General features: G+C 73.6%; 22 protein-coding genes and 1 pseudogene. 12 read left to right on the top strand and 11 right to left on the bottom strand.

The window, feature by feature from the left end:
- Positions 1-244: 244 nt before the first annotated feature.
- A complete protein-coding gene (locus tag EAO70_RS01475; RefSeq protein WP_148001221.1) occupies positions 245-784 on the bottom strand; it encodes a hypothetical protein in 540 nt (179 codons plus the stop codon).
- 35 nt (positions 785-819) lie between these two features.
- Positions 820-1,185 (bottom strand): SH3 domain-containing protein, encoded by a 366-nt coding sequence (locus EAO70_RS01480; RefSeq protein WP_261992585.1) that lies wholly within the window; start codon positions 1,183-1,185, stop codon positions 820-822.
- Positions 1,186-1,342: 157 nt separating this feature from the next.
- Here EAO70_RS01480 and EAO70_RS01485 point away from each other — a divergent pair, with 157 nt between their 5' ends.
- The gene (locus EAO70_RS01485; RefSeq protein WP_148001222.1) at positions 1,343-3,610 is read left to right on the top strand and encodes a protein kinase domain-containing protein; all 2,268 of its coding nucleotides are present in this window, start codon (positions 1,343-1,345) and stop codon (positions 3,608-3,610) included.
- A 73-nt stretch (positions 3,611-3,683) separates the two neighbouring features.
- On the opposite strand, the gene ilvD is transcribed toward EAO70_RS01485, so the two are convergent.
- The 4 genes from ilvD to EAO70_RS01505 all read right to left on the bottom strand — a co-directional run bounded on the left by ilvD (position 3,684) and on the right by EAO70_RS01505 (position 8,309).
- Complete coding sequence (gene ilvD / locus EAO70_RS01490; protein ID WP_148001223.1) at positions 3,684-5,537, bottom strand: dihydroxy-acid dehydratase; 1,854 nt, start codon at positions 5,535-5,537, stop codon at positions 3,684-3,686.
- Between the two features lie 126 nt (positions 5,538-5,663).
- Positions 5,664-6,275: a TetR family transcriptional regulator gene (locus tag EAO70_RS01495; protein ID WP_148001224.1), complete on the bottom strand. Its 612-nt coding sequence runs from the start codon at positions 6,273-6,275 to the stop codon at positions 5,664-5,666.
- The gene (locus EAO70_RS01500; protein WP_148001225.1) at positions 6,272-7,108 is read right to left on the bottom strand and encodes a sugar phosphate isomerase/epimerase family protein; all 837 of its coding nucleotides are present in this window, start codon (positions 7,106-7,108) and stop codon (positions 6,272-6,274) included. The genes EAO70_RS01495 and EAO70_RS01500 overlap by 4 nt, the downstream gene beginning before the upstream one ends.
- 268 nt (positions 7,109-7,376) lie before the next feature.
- Positions 7,377-8,309, bottom strand: a complete 933-nt coding sequence (locus tag EAO70_RS01505) for a Ppx/GppA phosphatase family protein (protein ID WP_148001226.1) — start codon at positions 8,307-8,309, stop codon at positions 7,377-7,379.
- Between the two features lie 41 nt (positions 8,310-8,350).
- On the opposite strand from EAO70_RS01505, the gene EAO70_RS01510 reads away from it, so the two are divergent.
- A complete protein-coding gene (locus tag EAO70_RS01510) occupies positions 8,351-9,178 on the top strand; it encodes a hypothetical protein (RefSeq protein ID WP_402118503.1) in 828 nt (275 codons plus the stop codon).
- Between the two features lie 46 nt (positions 9,179-9,224).
- Here the strand turns inward: EAO70_RS01510 and EAO70_RS01515 are convergent, their stop codons facing one another.
- Entirely contained in the window at positions 9,225-11,021 is a 1,797-nt protein-coding gene (locus EAO70_RS01515) for a BACON domain-containing protein (protein WP_148001227.1), read from the bottom strand.
- Positions 11,022-11,182: 161 nt separating this feature from the next.
- On the opposite strand from EAO70_RS01515, the gene radA reads away from it, so the two are divergent.
- A complete protein-coding gene (radA, locus tag EAO70_RS01520; RefSeq protein ID WP_148001228.1) occupies positions 11,183-12,583 on the top strand; it encodes a DNA repair protein RadA in 1,401 nt (466 codons plus the stop codon).
- Between the two features lie 242 nt (positions 12,584-12,825).
- A complete protein-coding gene (disA, locus tag EAO70_RS01525; protein ID WP_148001229.1) occupies positions 12,826-13,950 on the top strand; it encodes a DNA integrity scanning diadenylate cyclase DisA in 1,125 nt (374 codons plus the stop codon).
- 186 nt (positions 13,951-14,136) lie between these two features.
- Here the strand turns inward: disA and EAO70_RS01530 are convergent, their stop codons facing one another.
- Positions 14,137-15,000 (bottom strand): hypothetical protein, encoded by an 864-nt coding sequence (locus EAO70_RS01530; RefSeq protein ID WP_148001230.1) that lies wholly within the window; start codon positions 14,998-15,000, stop codon positions 14,137-14,139.
- Positions 15,001-15,247: 247 nt separating this feature from the next.
- Between EAO70_RS01530 and EAO70_RS01535 the strand changes: the two genes are divergently transcribed.
- Positions 15,248-15,919 carry a phosphatase PAP2 family protein gene (locus EAO70_RS01535; RefSeq protein ID WP_148001231.1) on the top strand — a complete coding sequence of 224 codons (672 nt, stop codon included), beginning with the start codon at positions 15,248-15,250 and terminating at the stop codon, positions 15,917-15,919.
- A gap of 144 nt (positions 15,920-16,063) precedes the next feature.
- Here the strand turns inward: EAO70_RS01535 and EAO70_RS40185 are convergent.
- A pseudogene (locus EAO70_RS40185) lies at positions 16,064-16,270 on the bottom strand (A/G-specific adenine glycosylase); the annotation flags it as partial.
- A gap of 6 nt (positions 16,271-16,276) precedes the next feature.
- Between EAO70_RS40185 and EAO70_RS01545 the strand changes: the two are divergent.
- From EAO70_RS01545 to cseC, 5 genes are all read left to right on the top strand, one after another.
- Entirely contained in the window at positions 16,277-17,134 is an 858-nt protein-coding gene (locus EAO70_RS01545; protein WP_410090942.1) for an A/G-specific adenine glycosylase, read from the top strand.
- Positions 17,135-17,359: 225 nt separating this feature from the next.
- Complete coding sequence (locus EAO70_RS01550) at positions 17,360-17,932, top strand: SigE family RNA polymerase sigma factor (RefSeq protein ID WP_148001232.1); 573 nt, start codon at positions 17,360-17,362, stop codon at positions 17,930-17,932.
- The gene (locus tag EAO70_RS01555) at positions 17,920-18,681 is read left to right on the top strand and encodes a hypothetical protein (protein WP_187283675.1); all 762 of its coding nucleotides are present in this window, start codon (positions 17,920-17,922) and stop codon (positions 18,679-18,681) included. Before EAO70_RS01550 ends, EAO70_RS01555 begins: the two co-directional genes overlap by 13 nt.
- Positions 18,682-18,721: 40 nt before the next feature.
- A complete protein-coding gene (gene cseB / locus EAO70_RS01560) occupies positions 18,722-19,420 on the top strand; it encodes a two-component system response regulator CseB (RefSeq protein WP_148001233.1) in 699 nt (232 codons plus the stop codon).
- A gap of 12 nt (positions 19,421-19,432) precedes the next feature.
- Positions 19,433-20,749 carry a two-component system sensor histidine kinase CseC gene (cseC, locus tag EAO70_RS01565; protein ID WP_148001234.1) on the top strand — a complete coding sequence of 439 codons (1,317 nt, stop codon included), beginning with the start codon at positions 19,433-19,435 and terminating at the stop codon, positions 20,747-20,749.
- Between the two features lie 112 nt (positions 20,750-20,861).
- Here the strand turns inward: cseC and EAO70_RS01570 are convergent, their stop codons facing one another.
- Positions 20,862-22,445 (bottom strand): MDR family MFS transporter, encoded by a 1,584-nt coding sequence (locus EAO70_RS01570; protein ID WP_148001235.1) that lies wholly within the window; start codon positions 22,443-22,445, stop codon positions 20,862-20,864.
- A gap of 101 nt (positions 22,446-22,546) precedes the next feature.
- On the opposite strand from EAO70_RS01570, the gene EAO70_RS01575 reads away from it, so the two are divergent.
- Positions 22,547-23,104, top strand: coding sequence for a TetR/AcrR family transcriptional regulator (locus tag EAO70_RS01575; protein WP_148001236.1), 558 nt, complete (start codon positions 22,547-22,549; stop codon positions 23,102-23,104).
- Positions 23,105-23,218: 114 nt separating this feature from the next.
- Here the strand turns inward: EAO70_RS01575 and EAO70_RS01580 are convergent, their stop codons facing one another.
- A complete protein-coding gene (locus EAO70_RS01580; RefSeq protein ID WP_148001237.1) occupies positions 23,219-23,923 on the bottom strand; it encodes a M23 family metallopeptidase in 705 nt (234 codons plus the stop codon).
- A gap of 474 nt (positions 23,924-24,397) precedes the next feature.
- Here EAO70_RS01580 and EAO70_RS01585 point away from each other — a divergent pair.
- Positions 24,398-25,435: NACHT domain-containing protein (locus EAO70_RS01585; protein ID WP_148001264.1), on the top strand; the 1,038-nt coding region annotated here is incomplete at its 3' end.

Below are 25,435 nucleotides of genomic sequence, written 5' to 3' on the forward strand. Positions count from 1 at the left end.
GGGTCTGTGGGTAGTGCTCCGGGTCGGGTGGGGGACGTCGTGGGCTTGGCGTCGGCCTGGTCGGCGGCCTCGCCCGGCGAGTAATTCATCATGTGATGAATAGTGCTCCCGGCGCCCTCGGCCGTCAAGCGTCCGGCGCGCCCCGGTCCGGCCCGGGCGGGCGTACCGGACGGGCGGGGTGTGCGGGAACGACGAAGCCCCCGCGACGGTGGACGTCGCGGGGGCGCTGGGACGGCAAGGCGTTCTAGCTGCGCTTGGGCTTCTTACGGGCGGCCGGGTTGCCCGTACGGGAGTTTCGGCGCTTCTCGTACTGGGCGCGGGCCGTGTCGTACTCGGCGCGCCGCAGCCGCTCCCCCGGGGCCTCGACGAGGCAGCGGACGCCGTAGGCGAGGAGCGAGCCGATGAAGCCGATCGCCTTCAGGCTGCGGAGGGACTCCTCGCGGGCCGGGTCGGTGGGCCTGCGGGTGAAGCCCTCCCAGGTCTTGCGGAACGCGATGGCGCTGCAGACCGCGAACATCAGGACGACCAGCATGTTCACGATGCCGCCGACGTCCGCGATCTGGAGGCCCTGGTACGCGAAGCGCAGCACGAGGCAGGCCGCGACGGCGGCGGCCAGCGAGCCGGCGGCCAGGCCGGCGCGGCGCAGCGGGTAGCCGCCGCTGTGGTCGACCCAGGTGGTGCCGAAGAAACGGATCTCCTCGGGCCGGGGCCCGGCCGGGGTGCCGCCCTTCGGGCCGCCGGCCGGTGCGCCGGTGGTGCTGGGGGTCTGCTCGTCGTCGCTCACGCTGTCGATTATCCCCGGGGCGACGGCGAGGGGCCTCAGGCGCAGCGCGGTGCGACGAACCCGTCGCTGCCCGTGCGGACGTACGCGTCGGAGACGTACTCGCCCGGCGCGATGCTGTCCCAGATCTTCGTGGTGCCGTACGGGCCGCTGATCCACTCGCCGTACTTCTGGCAGGAGATCGACACCGTGGCGTTGAGCGGCAGCGTCCGGACGATCGGGTACTGGGTGCTCGGGCCGGAGCGCACGTTGACCCGGTGGCCGGGTGCGACCGGGTAGCGGGTGGCCGCGGCCGTGACCGCCGCCGTGGTCGTGGTCGTCAGGGTCCCGGCGGGGCCGGTCGTCCCGGCGGTTCCGGCGGTCTTGTCCAGCGCGTCGGTCCGGTTGTTCTCGTCCATGCTCATGGTGTCCTCCCCCTTGGCGCGAAAGTGCTCTGCTGAGCTTCACTCTCCGCGACGCGCAGGCTAGCAAGCCCCTCCGACATCAGGAGGGCCATGGACTAGGCTCCGTCGGGTTCGCGCGGGTGCGCGCGAGTGACGGGGAACCACACGGGGGTGGGCGATGCCGCCGCTGCGCGACACCGGTGCCGACCGGAATGCGGAGCAGCCCGAGTACGCGGGCGGCTACCGCCTCCAGGCATGTCTGGGCGCCGGCGGCATGGGGGTCGTGCACCTGGCCGCCTCCGCCTCGGGGCTGCGGCTCGCGGTCAAGGTCGTGCACGCACGGTACGCGGAGGACCCCGAGTTCAGGGCGCGTTTCCGCCAGGAGGTCGCGGCCGCCCGCCGGGTCAGCGGGGCGTTCACCGCGCCCGTCGTCGACGCCGATCCCGATGCCGTGCGCCCCTGGATGGCCACCCTGTACGTTCCCGGGCCCACCCTGGCCGACCAGGTGAAGCGGAACGGTCCGCTGGCCCCGGCCGAGCTGCGCCGGCTCACCGCCGGGCTCGCCGAGGCCCTGCGCGACATCCACCGCGCCGGGGTGGTCCACCGCGATCTGAAGCCGAGCAACGTGCTGCTCACCGACACCGGCCCCAAGGTCATCGACTTCGGCATCTCGCGGCCCGTGGACAGCGATCTGCGCACCGAGACGGGCAAGCTCATCGGCTCGCCGCCGTTCATGGCGCCGGAGCAGTTCCAGCGGCCGCGCGAGGTCGGGCCCGCGGCGGACGTCTTCGCGCTCGGCTCGGTCCTGGTGCACGCGGCCACCGGCCACGGCCCCTTCGACTCCGACAGCCCGTACATCGTGGCGTACCAGGTCGTGCACGACGAGCCCGATCTGACGGGCGTCCCGGCGGAGCTGGCACCGCTCGTCGCGCGCTGCCTCGCCAAGGACCCCGCCGACCGCCCGAGTCCGGCCCAGATCATGTCGGCGCTGCTGCCGCCCTCGTACGCGGCGGAGGCCTTCATACCGGCGCAGCGGCGCCGGCCCGCGCTGCCGTACGGCGAGGAGCCCGGCCCGGGCCTCGGCGGGCCGGGTGTCGGCGGGCCCGGTCTCGGTGGGCACGGTCTCGGCGGGCACGGTCTCGGCGGTTTCGGTCGCGAAGAGCCCGGCCACGCGCCCGCGTGGGACGCCGACACCCCCGTACGCGCCACCGCGCCGGTCCCGCCCCGCCGGCGCCCGCGGCTCGGCCGGGTGCGCCTCCGGCCCCGCGTCACGCTCGCCGTCGCCGCCGCGCTCGCCCTCACCGGGGCGGGTCTCTGGGTGGCCATGAGCCCCGCGGCGGACGCCGGTTCCGAACCGCCCGCCCGGCCCGACGAGGTGGCCACCGCGTTCGCGGGCTGGCACACCGTCCTCCAGACGCACGGGCCGACCGCCGCGCCCGCGTGCGTGCACGGCGGCGGCGCGCTGTACTGCACGGCCCGGGGCGTCGCGCTCACCCGGCTCGACCCCGTCACCGGGAAGGCGGCCTGGTCGCGCACCGGGCCCGTCGAGGCGGAGTCCCCGGTCGCGCCCTTCCTCCTCGGCGACGGCCTGGTCGGCGCGGCCGCCCCGGCGGACCGGCTGCGGTCCTACGCCGCCGCCGACGGCGCGCCCGGCTGGACCGCCGGACGGGCCGGGGCGCCCGAGCTGTCCACACCGGCCGGCCCGGGCGTCGTCCTGACCGACGGGCGGGGCGGGGTGCGGGCCGTCGGGAGCCGTGACGGGAAGGAGCTCTGGCGGCACGGCCTGGCCGGCTTCGGCGTCCCGCGCACGGGACCGTACGACGCCTCCTCCGGTCTCCTCACCGTCTCCGAGACCTCGGCCGACGGGACACACACGCGCGTGGCCGCGATCCGGCCCGGGACCGGCGAGCAGGCCTGGCGGCGGAACCTGGCGGGGGACCTCGATCCGCTGGGCAGCACCGGTGACGGGGCGCTGCTCCTCGCCGCCCGCTACCAGGGCTCGCTCTTCGACCGGCTGGTCGTGCTCGCCCCCGGCAGCGGCGAGTTGCGCGCGCTGCCCCTGCCGCACCGGATCGACGTCCGGGGCGCCGCCGTGCGCGGAGCGGTCGTCCACCTCCTCGACGCCGACGGGCATCTGACGGCCTTCGACACGGCGGCGCCCGGGGGCCGGGTGCTGTGGGAGCTGGAGACGGGTGCGGGGAACGTGTCGACGCCGGTCCTGGGCCCGGGCGACCGGCTCTACTTCTCCGTGCAGGACGGCCGGCTGCTCGCCGTCGACACCGTACGCGGGGCGCTGATCGGCCAGACCCGGCCGCGGCTGCTCGACGGCCGGCTCGCGTACGCGCCGCTGGTGCCGCCTCCGGTGGTCGTCGGCGACCGGGTGTTCGGAACGGCTCCGGACGGGTCGGTCTTCGCCGTGGACGCCCGCGACCCCGCCGCCTGGTGAACCCCGAGCGCGCGGACGGCGGGGAGCGGGCCTCTCCGCCCGCTCCCCGCCGTCCCGTCGGCTGCTTCCGGGCTCAGCCCAGCTTGGAGACGTCCCGGACCGCGCCCTTGTCGGCGCTGGTCGCCATGGCCGCGTAGGCGCGCAGGGCCGCCGTCACCTTGCGCTGCCGGTTCTTCGGCGCGTAGACGCCGTTCAGCGCCTCGCGGCGGGCGGCGAGGGTGGACTCGTCGACGAGGAGCTCGATGGTGCGGTTCGGGATGTCGATGCGGATCCGGTCGCCGTCCTCGACGAGGGCGATCGTGCCGCCCGAGGCGGCCTCGGGCGAGGCGTGGCCGATGGAGAGGCCCGAGGTGCCGCCCGAGAAGCGTCCGTCGGTGACCAGCGCGCAGGTCTTGCCCAGGCCCCGGCCCTTGAGGAAGGAGGTCGGGTAGAGCATCTCCTGCATGCCGGGGCCGCCGCGCGGGCCCTCGTAGCGGATGACGACCACGTCGCCGTCCGTGACCTGCTTGTTCAGGATCTTCTCGACGGCCTCGTCCTGCGACTCGCAGACCACGGCGGGGCCTTCGAACGTCCAGATCGACTCGTCGACGCCGGCCGTCTTCACGACGCAGCCGTCGGCGGCGAGGTTGCCGTGCAGGACGGCGAGGCCGCCGTCCTTGGAGTACGCGTGGGCCGCGTCGCGGATGCAGCCGCCGGCCGCGTCCACGTCGAGGGCCTCCCAGCGCTCGGACTGGGAGAACGCGGTCGCCGAGCGGACGCAGCCGGGGGCCGCGTGCCACATCTCGACGGACTCCTCGGTCGGGGAGCCGCCGCGGACGTCCCAGGCGCCCAGCCACTCCTTGATGGAGCGCGCGTGGACGGAGTGGACGTCCTCGTTCAGGAGGCCGGCGCGGTACAGCTCGCCGAGGATGGCCGGGATGCCGCCCGCCCGGTGGACGTCCTCCATGTAGTAGGTACGGTCCTTGGCGACGTTCGGCGCGACCTTGGCCAGACACGGGACCCGGCGCGAGACCTCGTCCATGTCGGTCAGGCCGTAGTCGAGCTCGGCCTCCTGGGCGGCGGCGAGCAGGTGCAGGATCGTGTTGGTCGAGCCGCCCATGGCGATGTCGAGCGCCATGGCGTTCTCGAAGGCCGCGCGGGTCGCGATCGAGCGCGGCAGGACGGAGTCGTCGTCCTCGTCGTAGTAGCGGCGGGTGATGTCGACGACCGTGCGGGCCGCGTTCTCGTACAGCGCCCTGCGGCCGGTGTGGGTGGCGAGCAGGGAGCCGTTGCCCGGCAGGGAGAGGCCGATGGCCTCGGTCAGGCAGTTCATCGAGTTGGCGGTGAACATGCCGGAACAGGAGCCGCAGGTCGGGCAGGCGTTCTCCTCGATGCGGGCGATGTCCTCGTCCGAGATCTTCGGGTTCACCGCGTCGGAGATCGCGTCGACCAGGTCGAGCGTGCGGACCGTGCCGTCGACCAGGGTCGCGCGGCCGGACTCCATCGGGCCGCCGGAGACGAAGACCGTCGGGATGTTGAGGCGCAGGGCGGCCATCAGCATGCCGGGGGTGATCTTGTCGCAGTTGGAGATGCAGATCAGGGCGTCGGCGCAGTGCGCCTCGACCATGTACTCCACGCTGTCCGCGATCAGGTCGCGGGAGGGCAGCGAGTACAGCATGCCGCCGTGGCCCATGGCGATGCCGTCGTCGACGGCGATCGTGTTGAACTCGCGGGGGATGGCGCCGGCGGCCGTGATGGCCTCGGAGACGATCCGGCCGACGGGCTGCAGGTGGGTGTGGCCCGGGACGAACTCCGTGAAGGAGTTGGCGACCGCGATGATCGGCTTCCGGCCGATGTCCGCGCCGGGTACACCGGAGGCGCGCATAAGGGCGCGTGCGCCCGCCATGTTGCGGCCGTGGGTGACTGTGCGGGACCTCAGCTCGGGCATCGTCGCTCGCTCCTCAGTGATGGGGGTGCTTGCTTTCGAGCGTACGCCGACGGACCAAGATCTGGACAACGCGTCCGCATGGCGGACGGGCTGTTCAGCTTTCGGTCATCCGCCGGCCGGTGGGGCTCAGGCCTCGGTGAGGTAGCGCTGGAGGGTCGGGGCCACCATGGCCACGATCTCCTCCGGGTCCACCGAGGCCAACGGCTCGACCTGGATGACGTACCGCAGGATCGCGATCCCGATCATGTGGGAGGCGGCCAGCTCCGCGCGGAACCGGGGGTCCGGTACGTCGAGCTCGTCCGCGATCCGTTCCAGGAGGCGGCGCAGCACGAAGGTCCTGAGCACCTTGGCCGCGGCCTCGTGGGTGAGGGCGGAGCGGACGATCGCGAGGAGCGGGGCGCGGCTGACCGGGTTCTCCCAGACGCCGATGAAGAAGCGGGCGAGCCGTTCGCCGATGGTCTCGCGGGGGCCGCCGACGATGGCGGGGACGACCGTGGCGGGCTCGAAGGAGACCTCGATCGCGGCGGCGAAGACCTCGTCCTTCGTGCCGAAGTAGTGGTGGACGAGGGCCGCGTCGACACCGGCCGCCTTGGCGATGCCGCGTACGGACGTCTTGTCGTAGCCGCGCTCGGCGAACTGGGCGCGGGCCGCCTCCAGGATGCGCTCCCGCGCGCCGGGTCCGCTGTCCTCCTCCGTACGGGACGGGCGGCCGCGCCTGCGGGGGGCCGGCTCGGTCACCGGGGCGGCACCCGAGACGGGCGGGTGACCGCGGAGGCGAGGTGGAGACGGGTGAAGGCGAGGGCCTCGGCGAGGTCGGCCTCGCGTTCGGCGGCGGACATCGCGCGGCGGGTGTTGACCTCGATGACGACGTGTCCGTCGAAGCCGGTGCGGGCGAGGCGCTCCAGGAGTTCGGCGCAGGGCTGCGTGCCGCGGCCGGGGACCAGGTGCTCGTCCTTGGCGGAGCCCCTGCCGTCGGCGAGGTGGACGTGGCCGAGACGGTCGCCCATGCGGTCGATCATCGCGAGGGCGTCGGTGCGGGCGGTCGCGGTGTGCGAGAGGTCGACGGTGAAGTGCCGGTAGTCGTCCTTGGTGACGTCCCACTCGGGGGCGTACGCGAGCATCTCGCGGTCCTTGTACCGCCACGGGTACATGTTCTCGACGGCGAACCGGACGTCGGTCTCGTCCGCCATCCGCCAGATTCCGGTGACGAAGTCCTTGGCGTACTGGCGCTGCCAGCGGAACGGCGGATGCACGACGACCGTCGAGGCGCCGAGGCGCTCGGCGGCGGCCCGGGCGCGCTGGAGCTTGACCCACGGGTCGGTGGACCAGACGCGCTGGGTGATGAGGAGACAGGGGGCGTGCACGGCCAGGACCGGGACCTGGTGGTGGTCGGAGAGCCGGCGCAGTGCCTCGACGTCCTGGCTGACCGGATCGGTCCACACCATGACCTCGACGCCGTCGTAGCCGAGGCGCGCGGCGATCTCGAAGGCCGTCGCCGTCGACTCCGGATAGACCGAGGCCGTCGACAGGGCGACCTTCGCATCCGGGATGCGCACCACTGGTTCTGCCACGGGGACAGGGTACGGGGCCCGCCGGGCGGCAGGGGGGTGGTTCCGGTCACGCCGGGCCCGCCGGGGGCAAGGGCGGTTCCGGTCACGCCGGGGCGCGGCGCGCGCGTACGCGGGCCTGCGGGGGGCGCGTACGCGGGCGGTCCGGCGGCGAGGACGGCCGGTGCGGCGGGACTTGCAGGCGCGGGGTCCGGCCGGGGCGGCGGGAACGGCCGGTGCGGCGGGACTTCCGGGCGCGGGATCCGGCCAGGCCCGCCGGGTGCCCCCGCCGCTACGGCGTCGGCAGGTGGTCCAGGCGGCGGAGGATGACTCCCTCGCGCAGTGCCCAGGGGCAGATCTCCAGTTCCTCCACGCCGAGGAGGTCCATCGCGCCCTCCGCGACCAGCGCGCCCGCGAGGAGCTGTGCCGCCCGGCCCTCCGAGACGCCGGGCAGCGCGGCGCGTTCGGCGACGGTCATGCCGGCCAGCCGCGGGACCCATTCCTCCAGGGAGACGCGGGTCAGGATCCGCTGGGCGTACAGGCCCTCCCCCGTGCCGGGGGCGCCGGCGATCCTCGCCAGCTGCTTGAAGGTCTTGGAGGTGGCCACGACGTGGTCGGGGCGGCCGGAGCGGCTGAAGTCCCCGACCGTGCGGGCGATCTGCGCGCGCACGTGGCGGCGGAGGGCCTTCACGTCGGCGGCGTCGGCGGGGTCGCCGGGGAGCCAGCCGGCGGTCAGCCGGCCCGCGCCGAGCGGCAGGGAGACCGCCGTGTGGGGGTCCTCGTCGGTGCCGTACGCGACTTCGAGGGAGCCGCCGCCGATGTCGAGGAGGAGCAGCTTGCCCGCGGACCAGCCGAACCAGCGGCGGGCCGCGAGGAAGGTGAGCCGGGCCTCCTCCTCGCCGGTGAGGACCTGGAGGTCGACGCCCGTCTCGTCCTTCACGCGCGCGAGGACGGCGTCCGCGTTGGTGGCCTCGCGGACCGCGGAGGTGGCGAACGGGAGCACCTCCTCGCAGCCCTTGTCCTCGGCGGCGAGCAGCGCGTCCCGGACGGTCGCGATGAGCCGCTCGACGCCGAAGGGCGCGATCGCTCCCTTCTCGTCGAGGAGTTCGGCGAGGCGCAGCTCCGCCTTGTGCGAGTGCGCGGGCAGCGGGCGGGCGCCGGGGTGGGCGTCCACCACCAGGAAGTGCACCGTGTTCGAACCGACGTCGAGGACTCCGAGTCTCATGGGCGGAACGCTACTGCGCCGACCGTCATACGCTTGGACCTGTGCCAAAGACGAACAAGGCGAAACCGGGCAAAGACAGTGCGGTCAAGAGCGCCAAGAAGCGGGGCAAGAGCGTGGAGCCGGACGAGAAGGGTCTCGACTTCGCGCGCGCGTGGGTCGAGTTCCCCGACCCGGCCGACGAGGAGCAGATCTTCCGCTGCGACCTGACCTGGCTGACCTCGCGCTGGTCGTGCATCTTCGGCAGCGGCTGCCAGGGGATCCAGGCGGGCCGGGCCGACGACGGCTGCTGCACGCTGGGCGCGCACTTCTCGGACGAGGACGACGAGAAGCGGGTGGCGACGCACGTGGCCCGTCTCACGCCGGAGCTGTGGCAGTTCCACGACGTCGGTACGGACTCGGGCTGGACCCAGCTGGACGAGGACGGCGACCGGCAGACCCGGCGCTGGGAGGGCTCCTGCATCTTCCAGAACCGCCCGGGGTTCGCGGGCGGCGCGGGCTGCTCGCTGCACATCCTGGCCCTGAAGGAGGGCCGGGAGCCGCTGGAGACGAAGCCGGACGTCTGCTGGCAGCTGCCGGTGCGGCGCACGTACGAGTGGATCGAGCGGCCGGACGACACGAAGGTGCTCCAGGTGTCGATCGGCGAGTACGACCGGCGGGGCTGGGGTCCCGGCGGCCACGACCTGCACTGGTGGTGCACGTCGGCGACGTCGGCGCACGGGGCGGGCGAGCCGGTCTACGTGACGTACCGGCCGGAGCTCACCGAGATGATGGGCGCGGAGGCGTACGAGGTGCTGGCCGGGCTGTGCGAGGCGCGCCTCGCCTCGCAGCTGCCGCTGGTGGCCCCGCACCCGGCGGACCCGCGGCGCTGACGCCCCGGGGTTCGGCCGCCGGGCCCCTTCCGGCGGGTGCCGCGTCTCACGGGGAGGACGGCGGCGGCTCCCCCTCCGCCGGCGGTGTCGTCGGCTCCGGCGGGCCGGGGTCCGTCGTGGTCGGCGGGGGCTCCTCGGTCGTCGGCGGCGGGGTCGTCGGCTCGGTGGTGGGCGGTGTCGTCGGCGGTTCGGTCGGCTCGGTGGTGGGCGGTTCCTCGGTCGTCGGCGGCGGGGTCGTCGGCTCCGTCGTCGGCGGGCTGGTCGGCGGCGTGGTGGGTTCGGTCGTCGTCGGCGGGGGCGTCCCGGGGTCGACGGAGACCGGAGGCGGCGGGGTCTCGCCCTGCCCGTCGATCCTGACGACGGCGCCGGAGGGGTTCACCCCGACCCGGGCGCTCCACGCGCCGGGAGGCTGGCGTCCGTGGTCGACGCGGACGGTGACGGTGATCCGCTCGCCCGGGCGGAGGGTGCCGGAGGCGCGGCTCACGTACAGCCAGGGCGCGTCCGTCCACAGGGACCAGTCGACGGGGGATCCGCCGGCGGCGGTGAGGGTGAGCAGGGTCAGGTCGCCGAGGCCGCGGGCGGTCACGGTGACCCAGCCCGCGGCGGGGTCGCCGGGGGTCGAGGGGCCGGCGGAGACGCCGGGGCCGCCGGGGCTGAGGACCTCGACGGAGACGTCGGGGGCGCGGCTGCCCCGGGTGAAGCGGGGTTCGGGGGTGGTGCGGGCGTTGCCCGCGTTCTCGTAGCGGTCGTAGGGGCGCCCGTCCGGGCCGGTCGGTTCGTCGGCCTCGCTGGCGCTGACCCGGGAGCCGTCGGAGGCGCTCGGGTCGGCGACGGGGGCGCCCCGGTAGGAGGTCCAGAGGGCGAGGACGGGCGCGGCGACGACGGCCGCGACCACGGTGGTCGTCACCGCGCGGGCCCGCAGCCGGTCGCGGCGGGCCACGTGGTCCTTCGGGTCCATCGGGAAGCCGGTCGGCGAGAAGCGCGGGGCGCCGGCACGCGCGCGCGGGACGTGCAGCATCGCCAGGTACGCGGCCGCCCGGGGCGCCTCGACGAGCGGCAGCCGGGCCTGCGGCAGTGATCCGGCGCCGGGCCAGGGCCCGACGGCGCCGACCCGCTCGGCGGCCTTGCGGCAGCGGGGGCAGTCGTCGACGTGCCGGACGAGCTCCGCGCGGAGGGCGGCCGAGAGCAGCACCTGCTGGTCGCCGGTGAGCCGGGCGACGGTGGGGCAGCTGCCGGTCTCGACGACGGCGAGGGCGGCGCGGGTGCGCTCGACCTCGCAGCCGGCGGTGGCGAGGAGTTCGCGGGCGGCGAGCGGGTCGAGGGAGAGGACGGCGGCGACCTGGCGGTGGCTGAGGCCGTGCCGTACGGCGAGTTCCAGGGCCTCGCGCTGCTCGGGTGTGGTGCCGGCGGCCTCGGGCCAGGCGAGCCGGGCCAGTTCGGCGCGGCGCCGCTCGGCGGTCTCCTCGGGGACCCGGGGCGGCTCGGGGGCGGTGACGGCGGGCCGCCCGGTGTGGGCGCCCTGGCGGCGGCGGCGCTGCTCGCCGAGGCTGCGCAGGCACGCCCAGCGGGCGAGGGCGTACAGCCAGGCCGTGCGGCCGTCCTCGTCGGAGGGGCAGCGGCCGTGGTGGCGCTCGGCGACGGCGAGGACGTCGCCGAGGACGGCGGTGGCGGTGTCGTGGTCGCACAGCACGGAGAGGCAGTACGTGAAGAGGCCGTCGAGGGCGGCCTCGTAGCGGGCGGGGGGCCTCCGGCCGAGCGTGCGCGGTGCCTGGTCCGTGGCGCGGTGCGCCCCCCGGGGTGCGCCGGTGGTGCGTGCGGGGGAGTCCAGCCTGCTGCTCGTCACCGGTCGACCGTAGGCAGCGCGGGGGGCGCTTTTCGTACCGGTCGCGTTCTTCTCATTCTTACGGGTGAAGCTATCGCTCGAAAGGGGACAGGAATCCGAGGTTCCGGTCCGCTGGGGAGACGCGGCGTCCGTTGTCGGTGGCGGCCGCTACGGTGGGCGCCATGGCTGCCCGTACGAAATCGACCAAGGAACGGCCGTCCTACCGCTGCACCGAGTGCGGCTGGCAGACGGCCAAGTGGCTCGGCCGCTGTCCCGAGTGCCAGGCCTGGGGGACGGTCGAGGAGTACGGCGCGCCCGCCGTCCGGACGACCGCGGCGGGCCGGGTCTCCACCGCAGCCCTGCCCATCGGCCAGGTCGACGGCCGGCAGGCGACCGCCCGCTCGACCGGGGTCGACGAGCTGGACCGGGTCCTCGGCGGGGGCCTGGTGCCCGGCGCCGTCGTGCTGCTCGCGGGCGAGCCGGGCGTGGGCAAGTCCACGCTGCTGCTGGACGTGGCGGCCAAGGCGGCGAGCGACGAGCACCGCACGCTGTACGTCACGGGCGAGGAGTCCGCGAGCCAGGTGCGGCTGCGCGCCGACCGGATCAACGCGCTCAGCGACCATCTGTACCTCGCCGCCGAGACCGACCTGTCGGCCGTCCTCGGCCATCTCGACGCCGTGAAGCCCTCGCTGCTGATCATGGACTCGGTGCAGACGGTCGCCTCCCCCGAGATCGACGGCGCGCCCGGCGGCATGGCCCAGGTCCGCGAGGTCGCGGGGGCGCTCATCCGGGCCTCCAAGGAGCGGGGCATGTCCACGCTGCTCGTCGGGCACGTCACCAAGGACGGGGCGATCGCGGGTCCCCGGCTCCTGGAGCACCTGGTCGACGTCGTCCTCAGCTTCGAGGGCGACCGGCACGCGCGCCTGCGGCTGGTCCGGGGTGTGAAGAACCGGTACGGGGCGACCGACGAGGTGGGCTGCTTCGAGCTGCACGACGAGGGGATCACGGGTCTCGCCGACCCGTCGGGGCTGTTCCTGACCCGGCGTGACGTGGCCGTGCCGGGCACCTGTCTGACGGTGACCCTGGAGGGCCGCCGACCGCTGGTCGCCGAGGTCCAGTCGCTGACCGTGGACAGCCAGATCCCCTCCCCGCGGCGGACCGTCTCCGGTCTGGAGACCTCCCGGGTCTCGATGATGCTGGCGGTCCTGGAGCAGCGCGGCCGGATCAGCGCGCTGGGCAAGCGGGACATCTACAGCGCGACCGTGGGCGGTGTGCGGCTCACCGAGCCCGCCGCCGACCTGGCGATCGCGCTCGCGCTCGCCTCGGCGGCGAGCGACACCCCGCTGCCGAAGAACCTGGTGGCGATCGGCGAGGTCGGCCTCGCCGGTGAGGTGCGGCGGGTGACCGGCGTCCAGCGCAGGCTGGCCGAGGCGCACCGGCTGGGCTTCACGCACGCGCTGGTCCCGTCGGATCCGGGCAAGGTGCCGGTCGGCATGAAGGTGACGGAGGTCGCGGACATGGGCGACGCCCTGCGGGTGCTGCCGCGCGGCCGGCGCGCGAAGACGCCCGAGAAGGCGGAGTAGCGGAGGGCCGCGCGGCGCGGTGGGAGGAGGGCGCGCGGTGCGCGCCGGAAGGGGCGGGAGCGGCCGTTCACACCGGGCCGACGGTTCGCTCCGTACGCTTCGCAAAGACGCGGAGGGTTAGGGCCGCGCCGGGGCGGGGACCCCTTTCGGACCACCGTGATCCATCGGGGGCGGAGGGCGGCGGGGTGGTGTCGCTAGACTTTGCCCTGGTCTCGCCCATCCGTACGAGCCGGAGGAGTGCAGTGGCAGCCAAGGACGGGGCAGGAGCTCCCGGTAAGTCCGGCGCGGGCTCCGGCAACGAAGCGCTGATGCGCGCCGCCCTGAGCGCCGTCGCGCCCGGCACCGCGCTGCGGGACGGCCTGGAGCGGATCCTCCGGGGCAACACCGGTGGTCTCATCGTGCTCGGCCTGGACAAGACGGTCGACTCGATGTGCACCGGCGGCTTCGTGCTGGACGTCGAGTTCGCCGCCACGCGTCTGCGTGAGCTGTGCAAACTCGACGGGGCGATCGTCCTCGACAAGGACATCACCAAGATCCACCGCGCGGGCGTGCAGCTGGTTCCGGACGCCTCCATCCCCACCGACGAGACCGGCACCCGGCACCGCACGGCGGACCGGGTCTCCAAGCAGTGCAACTTCCCGGTCGTCTCCGTCTCCCAGTCGATGCGGCTGATCGCGCTGTACGTGGACGGGGAGCGCCGGGTCCTGGAGGAGTCGGCGGCGATCCTGTCCCGCGCCAACCAGGCGCTGGCGACCCTGGAGCGGTACAAGCTCCGGCTCGACGAGGTGGCCGGCACGCTCTCCGCGCTGGAGATCGAGGACCTGGTCACCGTCCGGGACGTCACCGCGGTCGCCCAGCGGCTGGAGATGGTCCGCCGGATCGCCACCGAGATCGCCGAGTACGTGGTCGAGCTCGGCACCGACGGGCGGCTGCTCTCGCTCCAGCTGGACGAGCTGATCGCGGGCGTGGAGCCGGAGCGCGAGCTGGTCGTCCGGGACTACGTGCCGGAGCCGACGGCGAAGCGCTCGCGGACGGTCACGGAGGCGCTGACCGAGCTGGACGCGCTGACCCACACCGAGCTGCTCGAACTGCCGGTCGTGGCGCGGGCGCTGGGCTACAGCGGTTCGCCCGAGACCCTCGACTCGGCCGTCTCGCCGCGCGGCTACCGGCTCCTGGCCAAGGTGCCGCGGCTGCCGGGCGCGATCATCGAGCGGCTCGTGGAGCACTTCGGCGGGCTGCAGAAGCTGCTCGCGGCCAGTGTGGACGACCTCCAGACCGTGGACGGCGTCGGCGAGGCCCGCGCCCGCAGCGTGCGCGAGGGGCTGTCCCGACTGGCGGAGTCCTCGATCCTGGAACGGTACGTCTGAGTCAGGCGGACCGGATGAGACGGGCTGTACGGCTGAGCCAGGCGGTACGGCCGAGGTCGTAGGCACGTCTGAGTCGGTAGGTGCGGCCTAGTCCGGCGCCACGGCCGGCTGAGCCGGGCGGTACGGCTGCGCGCGGCCGCTACGGCCCGGCCGGGCCCCGCGGGCGCGGTGCCGGCCGGGCCCCGCTCAGTCCTTGGCGAGGGTGAACGAGGCCGGCAGGACCTTCGCGCCCGGCATCGTCGCCTCCACGAGGTAGGTCCCGGGCGCGGCCTGGCCCGCCGGGGCGGTGGCGCACCGCGGTGCGCTGCGCCCGCGGTCCCACTCCACGGTGTGGGTGACGGTGGCGCCCGCGGGGACGTGCAGCAGGACCGGGTCACCGGGGCGCGGGCAGTCCGCGGAGGACCAGATCTCGTCGTCCTGCTTGTCGCTGATCGTCAGCACCGCCGCGCGGGGCCCGAAGTCGGCCTTGCAGGCGTCCTTCGAGGTGTTCCTGGCGATGAGCTGGAAGCGGGGCCGCTCCCCCGCCTCGTAGCTGACCTTGACGCTGCGGAGCGTCAACTGGAGTGCGTTGGGCGGGCAGTTCGGAAGCGGGGAGCCGGCCGGGACCTGCTGTCCCGCGCCGGTGCCCGCGCCGCCGTCGCCGCCCGCGCCGTCGGTGTCGCCGTTCTTGCCGCCGTCGCCGCCGGCCGCCGCGCCCGTACCGGAGTCGGCGCCCGAGCCCGGGTCCGTACCGGAGCCGTCGGAGCCGCCGCTGCCTCCGCCGGAGCCGCCGCTGCCTCCGTCGGCGCCGCCGGAGTCGTCCGACTCGTCACGTCCGCCCGGCTGTTGGGTGATCGCGTCACCGGTGCCGGAGGGTCCCGGGGTGATGGAGGGAGGGGTGGGAGAGGCGCCGTTGGCCCCGTCGTTCGGCTTCTTCCCGCCCCCGCCGCCGGAGGTGACGGCCCACACGGCGAGGAGTGCGAGAAGCGCCACCAGGCACGCCGCCACCGCCCTCCGTCGCCAGTAGATRGTGGAGGGAAGCGGCCCGACCGGATTGCGCAAAGATCCCACGACCCGAACCTTACGAGAGATCCGGCCCAACTCCCGCCCCACCCGCCGCTCCAGGCATCAAGTTTTGCCGATGATCACATCCTTCGGTCCGGGGAACTTTTCCCCCGGGACCCCTCCGGGAGCCGCCGGTGCCATCCGAAAACGGTGGCAACCGGGCCGAATCACCGGCACCCCCACTTTCGTCGGGGGTCGGTGTGGCCGTTGGCCCGGGGCGGGGCGCTCCGGATTCCGGTTAGCGTCATGCACCATGAACACCCTCCTCGACCTCTCCGACCGGCTCTATCTCGATGTCGCCGACTTCGCCCACGCGACCCCCCACTGGTTCCAGTGGCTCGCCGAGGTCTGGACCGAGGCCGGACTGCTGTTGTTCGGCGCGCTGTTCCTGGCCGGCTGGTGGCGCTCCCGCGAAGGTTCGAGCCGGGCGATGGCCCTCGCGCTCCTCGCCCCGCTCGCCACGGCGTTCGGGTACGTGGTGAGCGAGTCCCTGAAGTCGCTGATCGACGAGGAACGCCCGTGCCGTGCCGTCGTCGGAGCGCCCGACGCCCTCATCGCCTGCCCGCCGTACGGCGACTGGTCCTTCCCCAGCAACCACTCGGCCATCGCCGGAGCGGCGGCGATCGCCCTCGCGCTCTCCTGGCGCGGGATGGCCTGGCTGACCGTGCCGATGGCGCTGCTCATGGCGTTCTCCCGGGTCTTCGTCGGGGTGCACTACCCGCACGACGTGACCGTCGGTCTGCTCCTCGGCGGTCTGATCGCCTTCCTCGTCATGCGGGCGGCGGTCCGGCCGGTGGGGGCGCTGGTGGACACGGCCCGGTCGAGCCGGAGCTCGGCCGTGGCGTGGTGCGCGGGGCGCGGGCCGTCGGCTCACGCCCCCGCGCGCGCCGAGGACACTCCGCGCGCCCGTCACGGCGCGTACTGATCACCTCGGGGACGTGCCAGGATCGGAGGTGCCATGACTTCCATCGACGCTCCCCTCACGCCCGCCGTCCCCGCCGCGGACGGAGCCCTCGCCGACAGCGGGGCCACCGGGGCCGCGGCGGCCGCCGCCTCCGGGGCCCCCGGCTCAGGACACCGGGAGCCGGTAGAGCCCGTGGTCCAGCGGTTCGACCAGGCCGTCCGCGACCAGACCGTCCAGGGCCCGGGCTCGCTGCACCGGCTCGTCCCAGACCTCGTCCAGGACCGCCTGCGCCACCGGATCGGCCGACTCCCGCAGCACCGCGAGGAGCCGGCCCCGCACCTGCCGGTCCGTCCCGGCGTACGTCTGGCGCGCCACCGGATCGGCCGACTCCCGCAGCACCGCGAGGAGCCGGCCCCGCACCTGCCGGTCCGTCCCGAGGCGGGCGCCTGGGGCGTGATGGTCAGCGAGTTCATGCTCCAGCAGACGCCCGTCGTCCGGGTCCTCCCGGTGTACGAGCAGTGGCTCGCGCGCTGGCCGCGCCCGGCCGACCTGGCCGCCGACGCCCCCGGCGAGGCGGTCCGCGCCTGGGGCCGGCTCGGCTACCCGCGCCGGGCCCTGCGGCTGCACGCGGCGGCCGTGGCCATAAAGGAGCGGCACGGCGGCGACGTACCCAACGATCACGGACAGCTGCTCGCGCTGCCCGGCATCGGCGAGTACACGGCGGCCGCGGTGGCCTCCTTCGCGTACGGGCAGCGGCACGCCGTCCTGGACACCAACGTGCGCCGGGTCTTCGCGCGGGCGGCCACCGGCGTGCAGTACCCGCCGAACGCGACGACGGCCGCGGAGCGGCGGCTGGCCCGCGCGCTGCTGCCGGCGGACGAGGCCACGGCCTCCCGCTGGGCCGCCGCCTCGATGGAGCTGGGCGCGCTCGTCTGCACGGCGAAGAACGAGGACTGCGGGCGCTGCCCGATCGCGGAGCGGTGCGCCTGGCTGCTGTCGGGGAAGCCCGCGCACGACGGCCCGCCGCGGCGCGGCCAGACGTACGCCGGGACGGACCGGCAGGTGCGGGGCCGGCTCCTCGCGGTGCTGCGGGAGTCGGCCGATCCGGTGGCGCAGGCGGTCCTGGACGAGGTCTGGGACGAGCCGGTGCAGCGAGCCCGGGCCCTGGACGGTCTGGTCGCGGACGGCCTGGTCGAACCGCTGGACCACGGGCTCTACCGGCTCCCGGTGTCCTGAGCCGGGGGCCCCGCACGGCGCCGCGCCGCCGGCCGGGGCCGGAGGGTGTCCGCCCGCCGCCGCGGGCGCCCGGGCGGTCCCGCCGCCTCCGACCCGCTGTTACACAACCGATGGGTAGCCGTGCGCCCACCGACGGCTGCCCCGCACAACCCCGTGACAACCGCTCCGTAGCGTCATCGACGACACGAGGAACGAAGCAGGTCACGGGGTTCGGAGGCGGTTCGGATGAGGCATGGCGAGGTGCTCGACTTCGAGGAGTACGTACGCACGCGGCAGGACGCGCTGCTGCGCAGCGCACGGCGTCTCGTCGCCGACCCCGTCGACGCCCAGGACCTCCTGCAGACGGCCCTCGCCCGCACGTACGGCCGCTGGGACGGCATCGCCGACAAGTCCCTGGCCGACGCCTACCTCCGCCGGGTCATGATCAACACCCGGACCGAGTGGTGGCGCTCCCGCAAGCTCGAAGAGGTCCCCACCGAGCAGCTGCCCGACGCCTCCGTCGAGGACCCGACCGAGCAGCACGCCGACCGGGCCCTCCTCATGGACATCCTGAAGGTCCTCGCCCCCAAGCAGCGCAGCGTCGTCGTCCTGCGGCACTGGGAGCAGATGAGCACCGAGGAGACGGCGGCGGCGCTCGGCATGTCGACCGGTACCGTGAAGTCGACACTCCACCGGGCGCTCGCCCGGCTCCGCCAGGAGCTGGAGAGCCGTGATCTGGACGCCCGCGCCCTGGGCCGGACCGGAGAGCGGACGACCGTACGAGGCGACGAACGGGGGCGGGAGCGGTGCGCGGCCTAGACGGCGAAGCCGACGGCAGAAGACACGACGGCGACGGCGGCACCGACAGCGGTGGCGGCCCCGGCGGCGACGACCGGTACGGAACCGGGCGGCGCCGCCGGCGTCGTACCGCCAAGGCGGCGAGCATCACGGCGGCGGCCGGGCTCGTCGCCGTCGGGCTGTCCATGGCCGCCTGCTCCACAGGCGGCACCGGCTCCCGGGACGAGGGAGCGGCCGCCACCAAGGACCTGGCCGCCGCCGCGCCCACCCCGTCGCCGTCGGCCGACGGCGAGCAGCGGCCCGCCGACCGGGTCGATCCGATCAAGCTGCTGAAGGCCGACCCGAAGATCGGGGAGCGGTTCAAGGCCGATCTCAAGCCCTGTGTCGCCGACGCGTATCCGGTGGACGCCTCCTACGGGAACCTCACGAACGCGACCGCGCCCGACGTCGTCGTCAACGTGATGACCTGCGGCGACGCCGTCGGCATCGGCACGTACGTCTACCGGCGGCAGAGCGGCGCCTACGAGAACGTGTTCATGGCGGAGGACGCCGCCGTCTACGCCACGATCGACCGGGGCGACCTCGTCGTCACCAAGCAGGTGTACGCGAAGGGCGACCCGGTCGCGTACCCCTCGGGCGAGGACGTGATCACGTACCGCTGGACGGGGAACAGGTTCACCCAGCACGACTGGGTGCACAACGACTACAGCCGGGCCGTGGGCGACGGCGAGGTGACCGACCCCGCGCCGAGCGCGGCCCCCGCCGACTGAGCCGCACCCCCCACCCGCAGAGATCCGAAGGACACGCACGATGGCCGAAACCCATGTCCTGTTCGTCGAGGACGACGACGTCATCCGCGAGGCCACCCAGCTCGCCCTGGAGCGGGACGGCTTCCGGGTCACGGCCATGCCCGACGGGCTCTCCGGACTGGACGCCTTCCGCGCGCAGCGGCCGGACATCGCCCTGCTCGACGTGATGCTGCCGGGCATGGACGGCGTCAGCCTCTGCCGCCGCATCCGCGACGAGTCGACCGTGCCGGTGATCATGCTGTCCGCGCGCGCCGACTCGATCGACGTCGTCCTCGGTCTGGAGGCCGGCGCCGACGACTACGTGACCAAGCCCTTCGACGGCTCCGTGCTCATGGCCAGGATCCGCGCCGTCCTCCGCCGCTTCGGGCACTCGGGCGGCCCCGGCGAGCACGGGGAGGAGGGCGCGGACGGCGGCGGGCTGCTCGCCTTCGGTGACCTGGAGGTCGACACCGACGGCATGGAGGTCCGCCGGGGCGGGGCGCCGGTCGCGCTGACGCCGACCGAGATGCGGCTGCTCCTGGAGTTCTCGTCGGCGCCGGGCACCGTACTGTCGCGGGACAAGCTCCTGGAGCGGGTCTGGGACTACGGCTGGGGCGGCGACACCCGGGTCGTGGACGTCCACGTCCAGCGGCTGCGCGCCAAGATCGGCCAGGACAGGATCGAGACGGTCCGCGGCTTCGGCTACAAGCTCAAGAGCTAGGGCCCGCACCGGATGAAGCTGTTCCCCCTCCGCACCGGCGTCCGCTGGAAGATCGCCGTCGCGATCGCGGCCGTCGGCGCGCTGATCGCGATCACCCTGAGCGTGGTCGTGCACAACGCCGCCCGCATCTCGATGCTCGACAACGCGCGCGAGGTGCAGATGGAGCGGCTGCTCTTCGCCCAGCGGCTGTACGAGACGTCGAAGCCGAAGGAGCCCCGCTTCGGCACGAAGATCAACGATCCGGCGCTGCCCGGCCAGCTGGACCAGCTGATGCGGGACAAGCGGCGCGGCACGTTCGTGCAGGAGCACCGGCACGGCGGGCCGCCCGACGTGTGGGCCGCGGTGCCGCTCGCCAACGGCGACGTGCTGTCGCTGCACATCCCGTTCGCCGACCGCAGCGCGACGATCATGAACGATCTGGACCGTGCCCTGGTCATCGGCTCGGTCTCGGTGGTCTTCGGCGGCTGCGCCCTCGGCGTGCTCATCGGCGGTCAGCTCTCGCGGCGGCTGCGGAAGGCCGCCGTGGCGGCCGGCCGGGTCGCCCAGGGGAACACGGAGGTGCGGGTCCGGGAGGCCGTCGGGGGTGTCGTACGGGACGAGACCGACGACCTGGCGTGGGCGGTCGACGCCCTGACCGACGCCCTCAACGAGCGGATCGAGGCCGAGCGCCGGGTCACCGCGGACATCGCGCACGAGCTGCGCACCCCGGTGACCGGGCTGCTCACGGCGGCCGAGCTGCTGCCGCCGGGGCGGCCGACCGAGCTGGTGCGGGACCGGGCGCAGGCGATGCGGACGCTGGTCGAGGACGTCCTCGAGGTCGCCCGGCTCGACAGCGCGTCGGAGCGGGCGGAGCTCCAGGAGATCGCGCTCGGCGAGTTCGTGGAGCGGCGGGTGCGGGCCCTCGACCCGGAGGTGGTGGTCCGGGTCGTCCACGACTCCTGGGTGAACACCGACCCGCGGCGCCTGGAACGGGTCCTCGGCAATCTCCTCGCCAACGCCGCCAAGCACGGCAGGACGCCGGTGGAGGTCACCGTCGAGGGCCGCGTCGTCCGGGTCCGGGACCACGGTCCGGGCTTCCCGGAGGCGCTGCTGCGGGAGGGGCCGAGCCGGTTCCGCACGGGGACGAGCGACCGCGCGGGACAGGGCCACGGTCTGGGCCTGACCATCGCGTCCGGCCAGGCCCGGGTCCTCGGCGCCCGGCTGACCTTCCGGAACGTGGCCTCGGAGGGCTCGCCGAACGGCGTGGGCGGGGCGATCGCGGTGCTGTGGCTGCCGGACCACGCGCCGACGAACACGGGCAGTTTCCCGATCCTCCGGCCGGCCGACTGAGCGCACCGGCTCCCGGTCGGGCGCGGCAGGGCGTGGGTGTACGGAGGTGGGGCCGGTCCTGTCACAGGACCGGCCCCACCTCCGTACGCGCGTGTCTTCGCTCGCCGAGGGGTCAGACCTTCTCGGCGACCTTCGCCGTGTCGTCGTCCCCGGCCGTCTTCGGGGCCGCGGCCGGGCCTGCGCCGCGGAGCGCCACCTCCTTGACGAAGAAGGCGAGGGCCAGGCCGAGGACGGAGACCGCGGCGGCGACCAGGAAGGCGCCGTGCGTGCCCGTCGCGACCGCGTGCTGGTAGGCCTCGCGGAGCGCCTCCGGCAGCTTGGCCAGGCTGGCCGCGTCGAGCTGGGCCGTCCGCTCGGTCAGGCCGGACCCGCCGCTCGCCGACATCGCGTCCTGGACGCGGTGGGTGAAGAGCGCGCCCATGATCGCGACGCCGAAGGAGGAGCCGAGCGTCCGGAAGAGGGTGGTGGAGGACGAGGCGACGCCCATGTCCTTCATCTCGACGCTGTTCTGGGCGACCAGCATGGTGATCTGCATGAGGAAGCCCATGCCGGCGCCGAGGACCGCCATGTACACGCCGGAGACCAGGCGCGAGGTGTCGGTGTCCATCGTGGAGAGCAGGAAGAGGCCGACCGTCATGAGCGCGCCGCCCGCGATCGGGAAGACCTTGTACTTGCCGGTGCTGGTGGTGACCCGTCCGACGACCAGCGAGACGACCATCATCGACAGCAGCATCGGCAGGAGCAGCAGGCCGGAGTTGGTGGCCGAGGCGCCCTGGACGGACTGCTGGAAGATCGGCAGGTAGAGGACCGCGCCGAACATCACGAAGCCGGTGATGAAGCCGATCAGGGACATCAGGGTGAAGTTGCGGCTGCGGAAGATGTGCAGCGGCATGATCGGATCGCTCGCGCGGGTCTCGACCCAGAGGAAGGCGGCGAGCGCGAGGGCTCCGCCGACGGCGAGGCCGACGATGGTCGCCGAGCCCCAGGCGTACTCCGTGCCGCCCCAGGTGGTGACCAGGACGATCGCGGTGATGCCGAGGGTCAGCAGCCCGGCGCCGAGGAAGTCGATCCGGGTGCCCGTGGCGCGCTGCTTCTTCGGCAGGTGCAGGACGGTGGTGACCATGGCGAGGGCGACGACGCCGAGCGGCAGGTTGATGTAGAAGGACCAGCGCCAGCCCCAGTGGTCGGTGATGGTGCCGCCGACCAGCGGTCCGCCGATCATGGCGAGGGCCATCACGCCGGCCATCATGCCCTGGTACTTGCCGCGCTCGCGGGGCGGGATGAGGTCGCCGATGATCGCCATGACGCCGACCATGAGGCCGCCGGCGCCGAGGCCCTGGACGGCCCGGAAGCCGATCAGCTGGCCCATGTCCTGGGCCATGCCGCTGAGCGCCGAGCCGATCAGGAAGATCACGATCGAGGTGAGGAAGACGCCCTTGCGCCCGAACATGTCGCCGAACTTGCCCCAGAGGGGGGTCGAGGCGGCGGTGGCCAGGGTGTAGGCGGTGACGACCCAGGAGAGGTGCTCCAGGCCGCCGAGCTCACCGACGATGGTCGGCATCGCGGTGCCGATGATCATGTTGTCCAGCATCGCGAGGAGCATCGCGATCATGAGGGCGAGCAGGACGACGCGGACGCTGCGTGGCTGCGGTTCCGTCTCCCCCTGTGCCGGTGTCGCTGTGGCTTGCGTCGTCATCTTCTTCCCTTACTTGCCGCCCGGCTAGTTACTACACTGGGGACGGTAGACCTGTAACTTGCCGGTCGTCAAGTAAGTTCTTTGGAAAGTGGAGGGCAGTCATGGCCCGAGGCAACACCCGCCAGCGCATCCAGGACGTCGCCCTCGACCTCTTCGCGGAGCAGGGCTACGAGAAGACCTCCCTGCGCGAGATCGCGGAACGCCTCGACGTCACCAAGGCGGCGCTCTACTACCACTTCAAGACCAAGGAGGACATCCTCGTCGGGATCTTCGAGGACCTGACCCGGCCCATGGACGACCTGATCGCCTGGGCCGAGGAGCAGCCCCGGACCCTGGAGACCCGGCAGGAGGTGATGCGCCGCTACCAGGTGGCGCTGCGCGCGGCGGCCCCGCTCTTCCGCTTCATGCAGGAGAACCAGGCGACGGTCCGCGAGCTGAGCGTCGGCCTGACCTTCAAGGAGCGGATGCTCGCGCTGACCGGACTGATCCAGGAACCGGACTTCGCCATGGTGGACCAGGTGCGCTGCGTCAGCGCGATCTTCACCCTGCACGCGGGCACGTTCTTCATGCAGAACATCGAGGGCGACCCCGAGGAGAAGCACCGGGCCACCCTCGAGGTCGCCCTCGATCTGCTCAACCAGGCCCACCGGGCCTCGTGAGGTCTGCTCTTCTGTTCTTACGGCCCGGCCTGTCCGTACGGCTCAGCCCGTCCGCACGGCTCAGCCTGTCCGCACGGCTCAGCCTGTCCGCACGGCTCAGCCTGTCCGTACGGCTCAGATGGAGACGCCGTGGGACCGCAGGAAGGCGGCCGGGTTCACGGCGGAGCCGTAGTTCGGGGTCGTACGGATCTCGAAGTGCAGGTGCGGGCCGGAGGAGTTGCCGGTGTTGCCCGAGAGGGCGATCTGCTGGCCGACGAGGACCTTCTGGCCGATGTGCACCTTGATCTTCGACAGGTGGGCGTACTGCGAGTACGTGCCGTTGGCGTGCTTGACGACGATCGCGTTGCCGTACGCGGGGCCGTCGCCGCCGCCGTTCGGGCCGGCCTTCACGACGGTGCCGGAGCCGGCGACCTTGACCGGGGTGCCGACCGGAACGGCGAAGTCCTGGCCGGAGTGCTTGTGGGCCCACATGGCGCCGCCCTGGTTGTAGCTGGCGCTCAGCGTGTAGCCGGCGACCGGCTTGACCCAGGCCGCGGCCTTCTTGGCGGCGACCGGCTTCACGGTCACGGCCTTCTTCGCGGCGGCGGTCTTCGCGGCGGCGGCCTTGGCGGCCGCGGCCTTCACCTGGGCGGCGGCGTGCGCCTGGACGTCGGCCTGCTTGGCGACGGCGGCGGACGCGGTGACCGCGACCGGGGCGGCGGCGGCCTTGCCCTCGGCGGCGAAGGCGGACCCAGCTCCGGTCACCATCGTCGCTCCCAGGCCGGCGGCGGCAAGAGCGACGACGGTGACACGGGCGGCGGGGTTCATGCGCTTCGACATACGGGGGAAACCTCCGGGAAGTACGGGACCCGACGCGAACGGTGCGCTGCGCCGGGCTTGCTCATCCTTGGTAACCCGGACCCCGAGCCATCCCAAAACACCCCATCTACGACATCGGGTCGTAGCGATCTCCCGAGAAGTTCGGCCCTTGACGACCCTGGGGGCCACCTTCGAAATCGGACATAACGGCACAAGAGAACCGGTTTATCCGCATGTCACGGAGAGCCGAACCGAGCAGAACGCCGTCTGCCGTCCGGTTCGGGACCCCCGGGGACCAAAGTCCTGACCGTTCTCACCTGAACGTCCCGAATCAGCACCAAAGGTCAGCACTATTCCGGTTAGTACCCCTCGAAACCCCTGTGCGCCTTGTCACCAGGCGCGGGCCGCCGATGGGATCTGGGTCACGCGACCGAGCCGTCCGGAAGGCCGTCCCGCACTACGCTGGCCGCTTCGGGGACCCACGGGGGGACACATATGGAACCTGCACTCATCGGCGTCCGGCTCGCCTCGGCGGCGATCGGCCCGCTCCTGAAGAAACTGCTGGTCAGCGACGGTCCAGGGGCGGGTCTCACCCCTCGTTCGGAGAAGATCAGGCTCTCCTCGCTGGTCTCCTTCCGCGGAGAGAGGCGCACCCTGACGGAGAAGGACGTCCGGAAGCTGGCGGGCACGCTGGTCGGCCGGTCCGTGGAGGGTCCCGGCGAGCGCTCCTTCCCCGCCGACGAGACCGAGGCCGTCACCGACGCCCTCGCCGCCTCCCTCCTCGCCCTCGGCGACCTCGACATGGATGACGTCCAGGCCGTCCGCCTCGGCCACACCGCCCTCGCCCGCCGCCTGCGCGCCACCGCCCCGGCCCCGGACGGCCTGTCGACCGACTCGGCCCGCTACCTGGAGTCGCTGACGGAGTGGGCCTGCCTCCACATCCTGGAGTTCTTCACCCAGCGGTCCACGTTCGTCGCCCGCACCCTGGTGGAGCAGTCCCGGGGGCAGGGCGAGCTCATCGCCAAGATGGACGAGGTCATCCGCCGGGTACCCCGGGCGGACGGCCGGGACGCCGAGTTCGAGCGGCGCTACCTGGCCCACCTGGCGAAGAAGCACGGCCGACTGACCATCTACGGGGTCGACCTGCGGGACGCACCGGAGAAGTGGCCGCTGGACGTGGCGTACCTGTCGCTGGAGGCGACGGGGGGCCCGGGGGCCTCACGTCGGCCGGGGGACACCCGGTCCGTCCCGCCCCGGACGGGCCCGCGGAACGAGGACACCGGCACCGCCGCACCCGCGCCGGACCGGGCGGAGGCCCTCCTCGCCTCCTGGAACTACCAGGCGGACGGCCGCGCCGACCGGATCCTCGCCCACCACGACAGGGTCCTTCTGCGCGGCGCGGCCGGCTCCGGCAAGACCACGCTCATCCAGTGGCTGGCCGTGTCGGCCACCCATGAGGACCCCTCGGACGACATGGCGTACCTCCGCGGCCGAATCCCCTTCGTCCTCCCCCTCCGCGCCCTTACCCGCCAC

The sequence above is a fragment of the Streptomyces sp. adm13(2018) genome, assembly GCF_008042145.1.
Classification (GTDB): domain Bacteria; phylum Actinomycetota; class Actinomycetes; order Streptomycetales; family Streptomycetaceae; genus Streptomyces.

What these genes read in the sequence shown, in the direction of transcription:
- cseB (WP_148001233.1), top strand. Translation starts at nt 18,722, where the DNA reads ATGGCCGAAACCCATGTCCTGTTCGTCGAGGACGACGACGTCATCCGC.
- cseC (WP_148001234.1), top strand. Translation starts at nt 19,433, where the DNA reads ATGAAGCTGTTCCCCCTCCGCACCGGCGTCCGCTGGAAGATCGCCGTC.
- EAO70_RS01505 (WP_148001226.1), bottom strand. Translation starts at nt 8,309, where the DNA reads ATGAGACTCGGAGTCCTCGACGTCGGTTCGAACACGGTGCACTTCCTG.
- EAO70_RS01575 (WP_148001236.1), top strand. Translation starts at nt 22,547, where the DNA reads ATGGCCCGAGGCAACACCCGCCAGCGCATCCAGGACGTCGCCCTCGAC.
- radA (WP_148001228.1), top strand. Translation starts at nt 11,183, where the DNA reads ATGGCTGCCCGTACGAAATCGACCAAGGAACGGCCGTCCTACCGCTGC.
- ilvD (WP_148001223.1), bottom strand. Translation starts at nt 5,537, where the DNA reads ATGCCCGAGCTGAGGTCCCGCACAGTCACCCACGGCCGCAACATGGCG.
- EAO70_RS01480 (WP_261992585.1), bottom strand. Translation starts at nt 1,185, where the DNA reads ATGAGCATGGACGAGAACAACCGGACCGACGCGCTGGACAAGACCGCC.
- EAO70_RS01580 (WP_148001237.1), bottom strand. Translation starts at nt 23,923, where the DNA reads ATGTCGAAGCGCATGAACCCCGCCGCCCGTGTCACCGTCGTCGCTCTT.
- EAO70_RS01485 (WP_148001222.1), top strand. Translation starts at nt 1,343, where the DNA reads ATGCCGCCGCTGCGCGACACCGGTGCCGACCGGAATGCGGAGCAGCCC.
- EAO70_RS01570 (WP_148001235.1), bottom strand. Translation starts at nt 22,445, where the DNA reads ATGACGACGCAAGCCACAGCGACACCGGCACAGGGGGAGACGGAACCG.
- EAO70_RS01550 (WP_148001232.1), top strand. Translation starts at nt 17,360, where the DNA reads ATGAGGCATGGCGAGGTGCTCGACTTCGAGGAGTACGTACGCACGCGG.
- EAO70_RS01535 (WP_148001231.1), top strand. Translation starts at nt 15,248, where the DNA reads ATGAACACCCTCCTCGACCTCTCCGACCGGCTCTATCTCGATGTCGCC.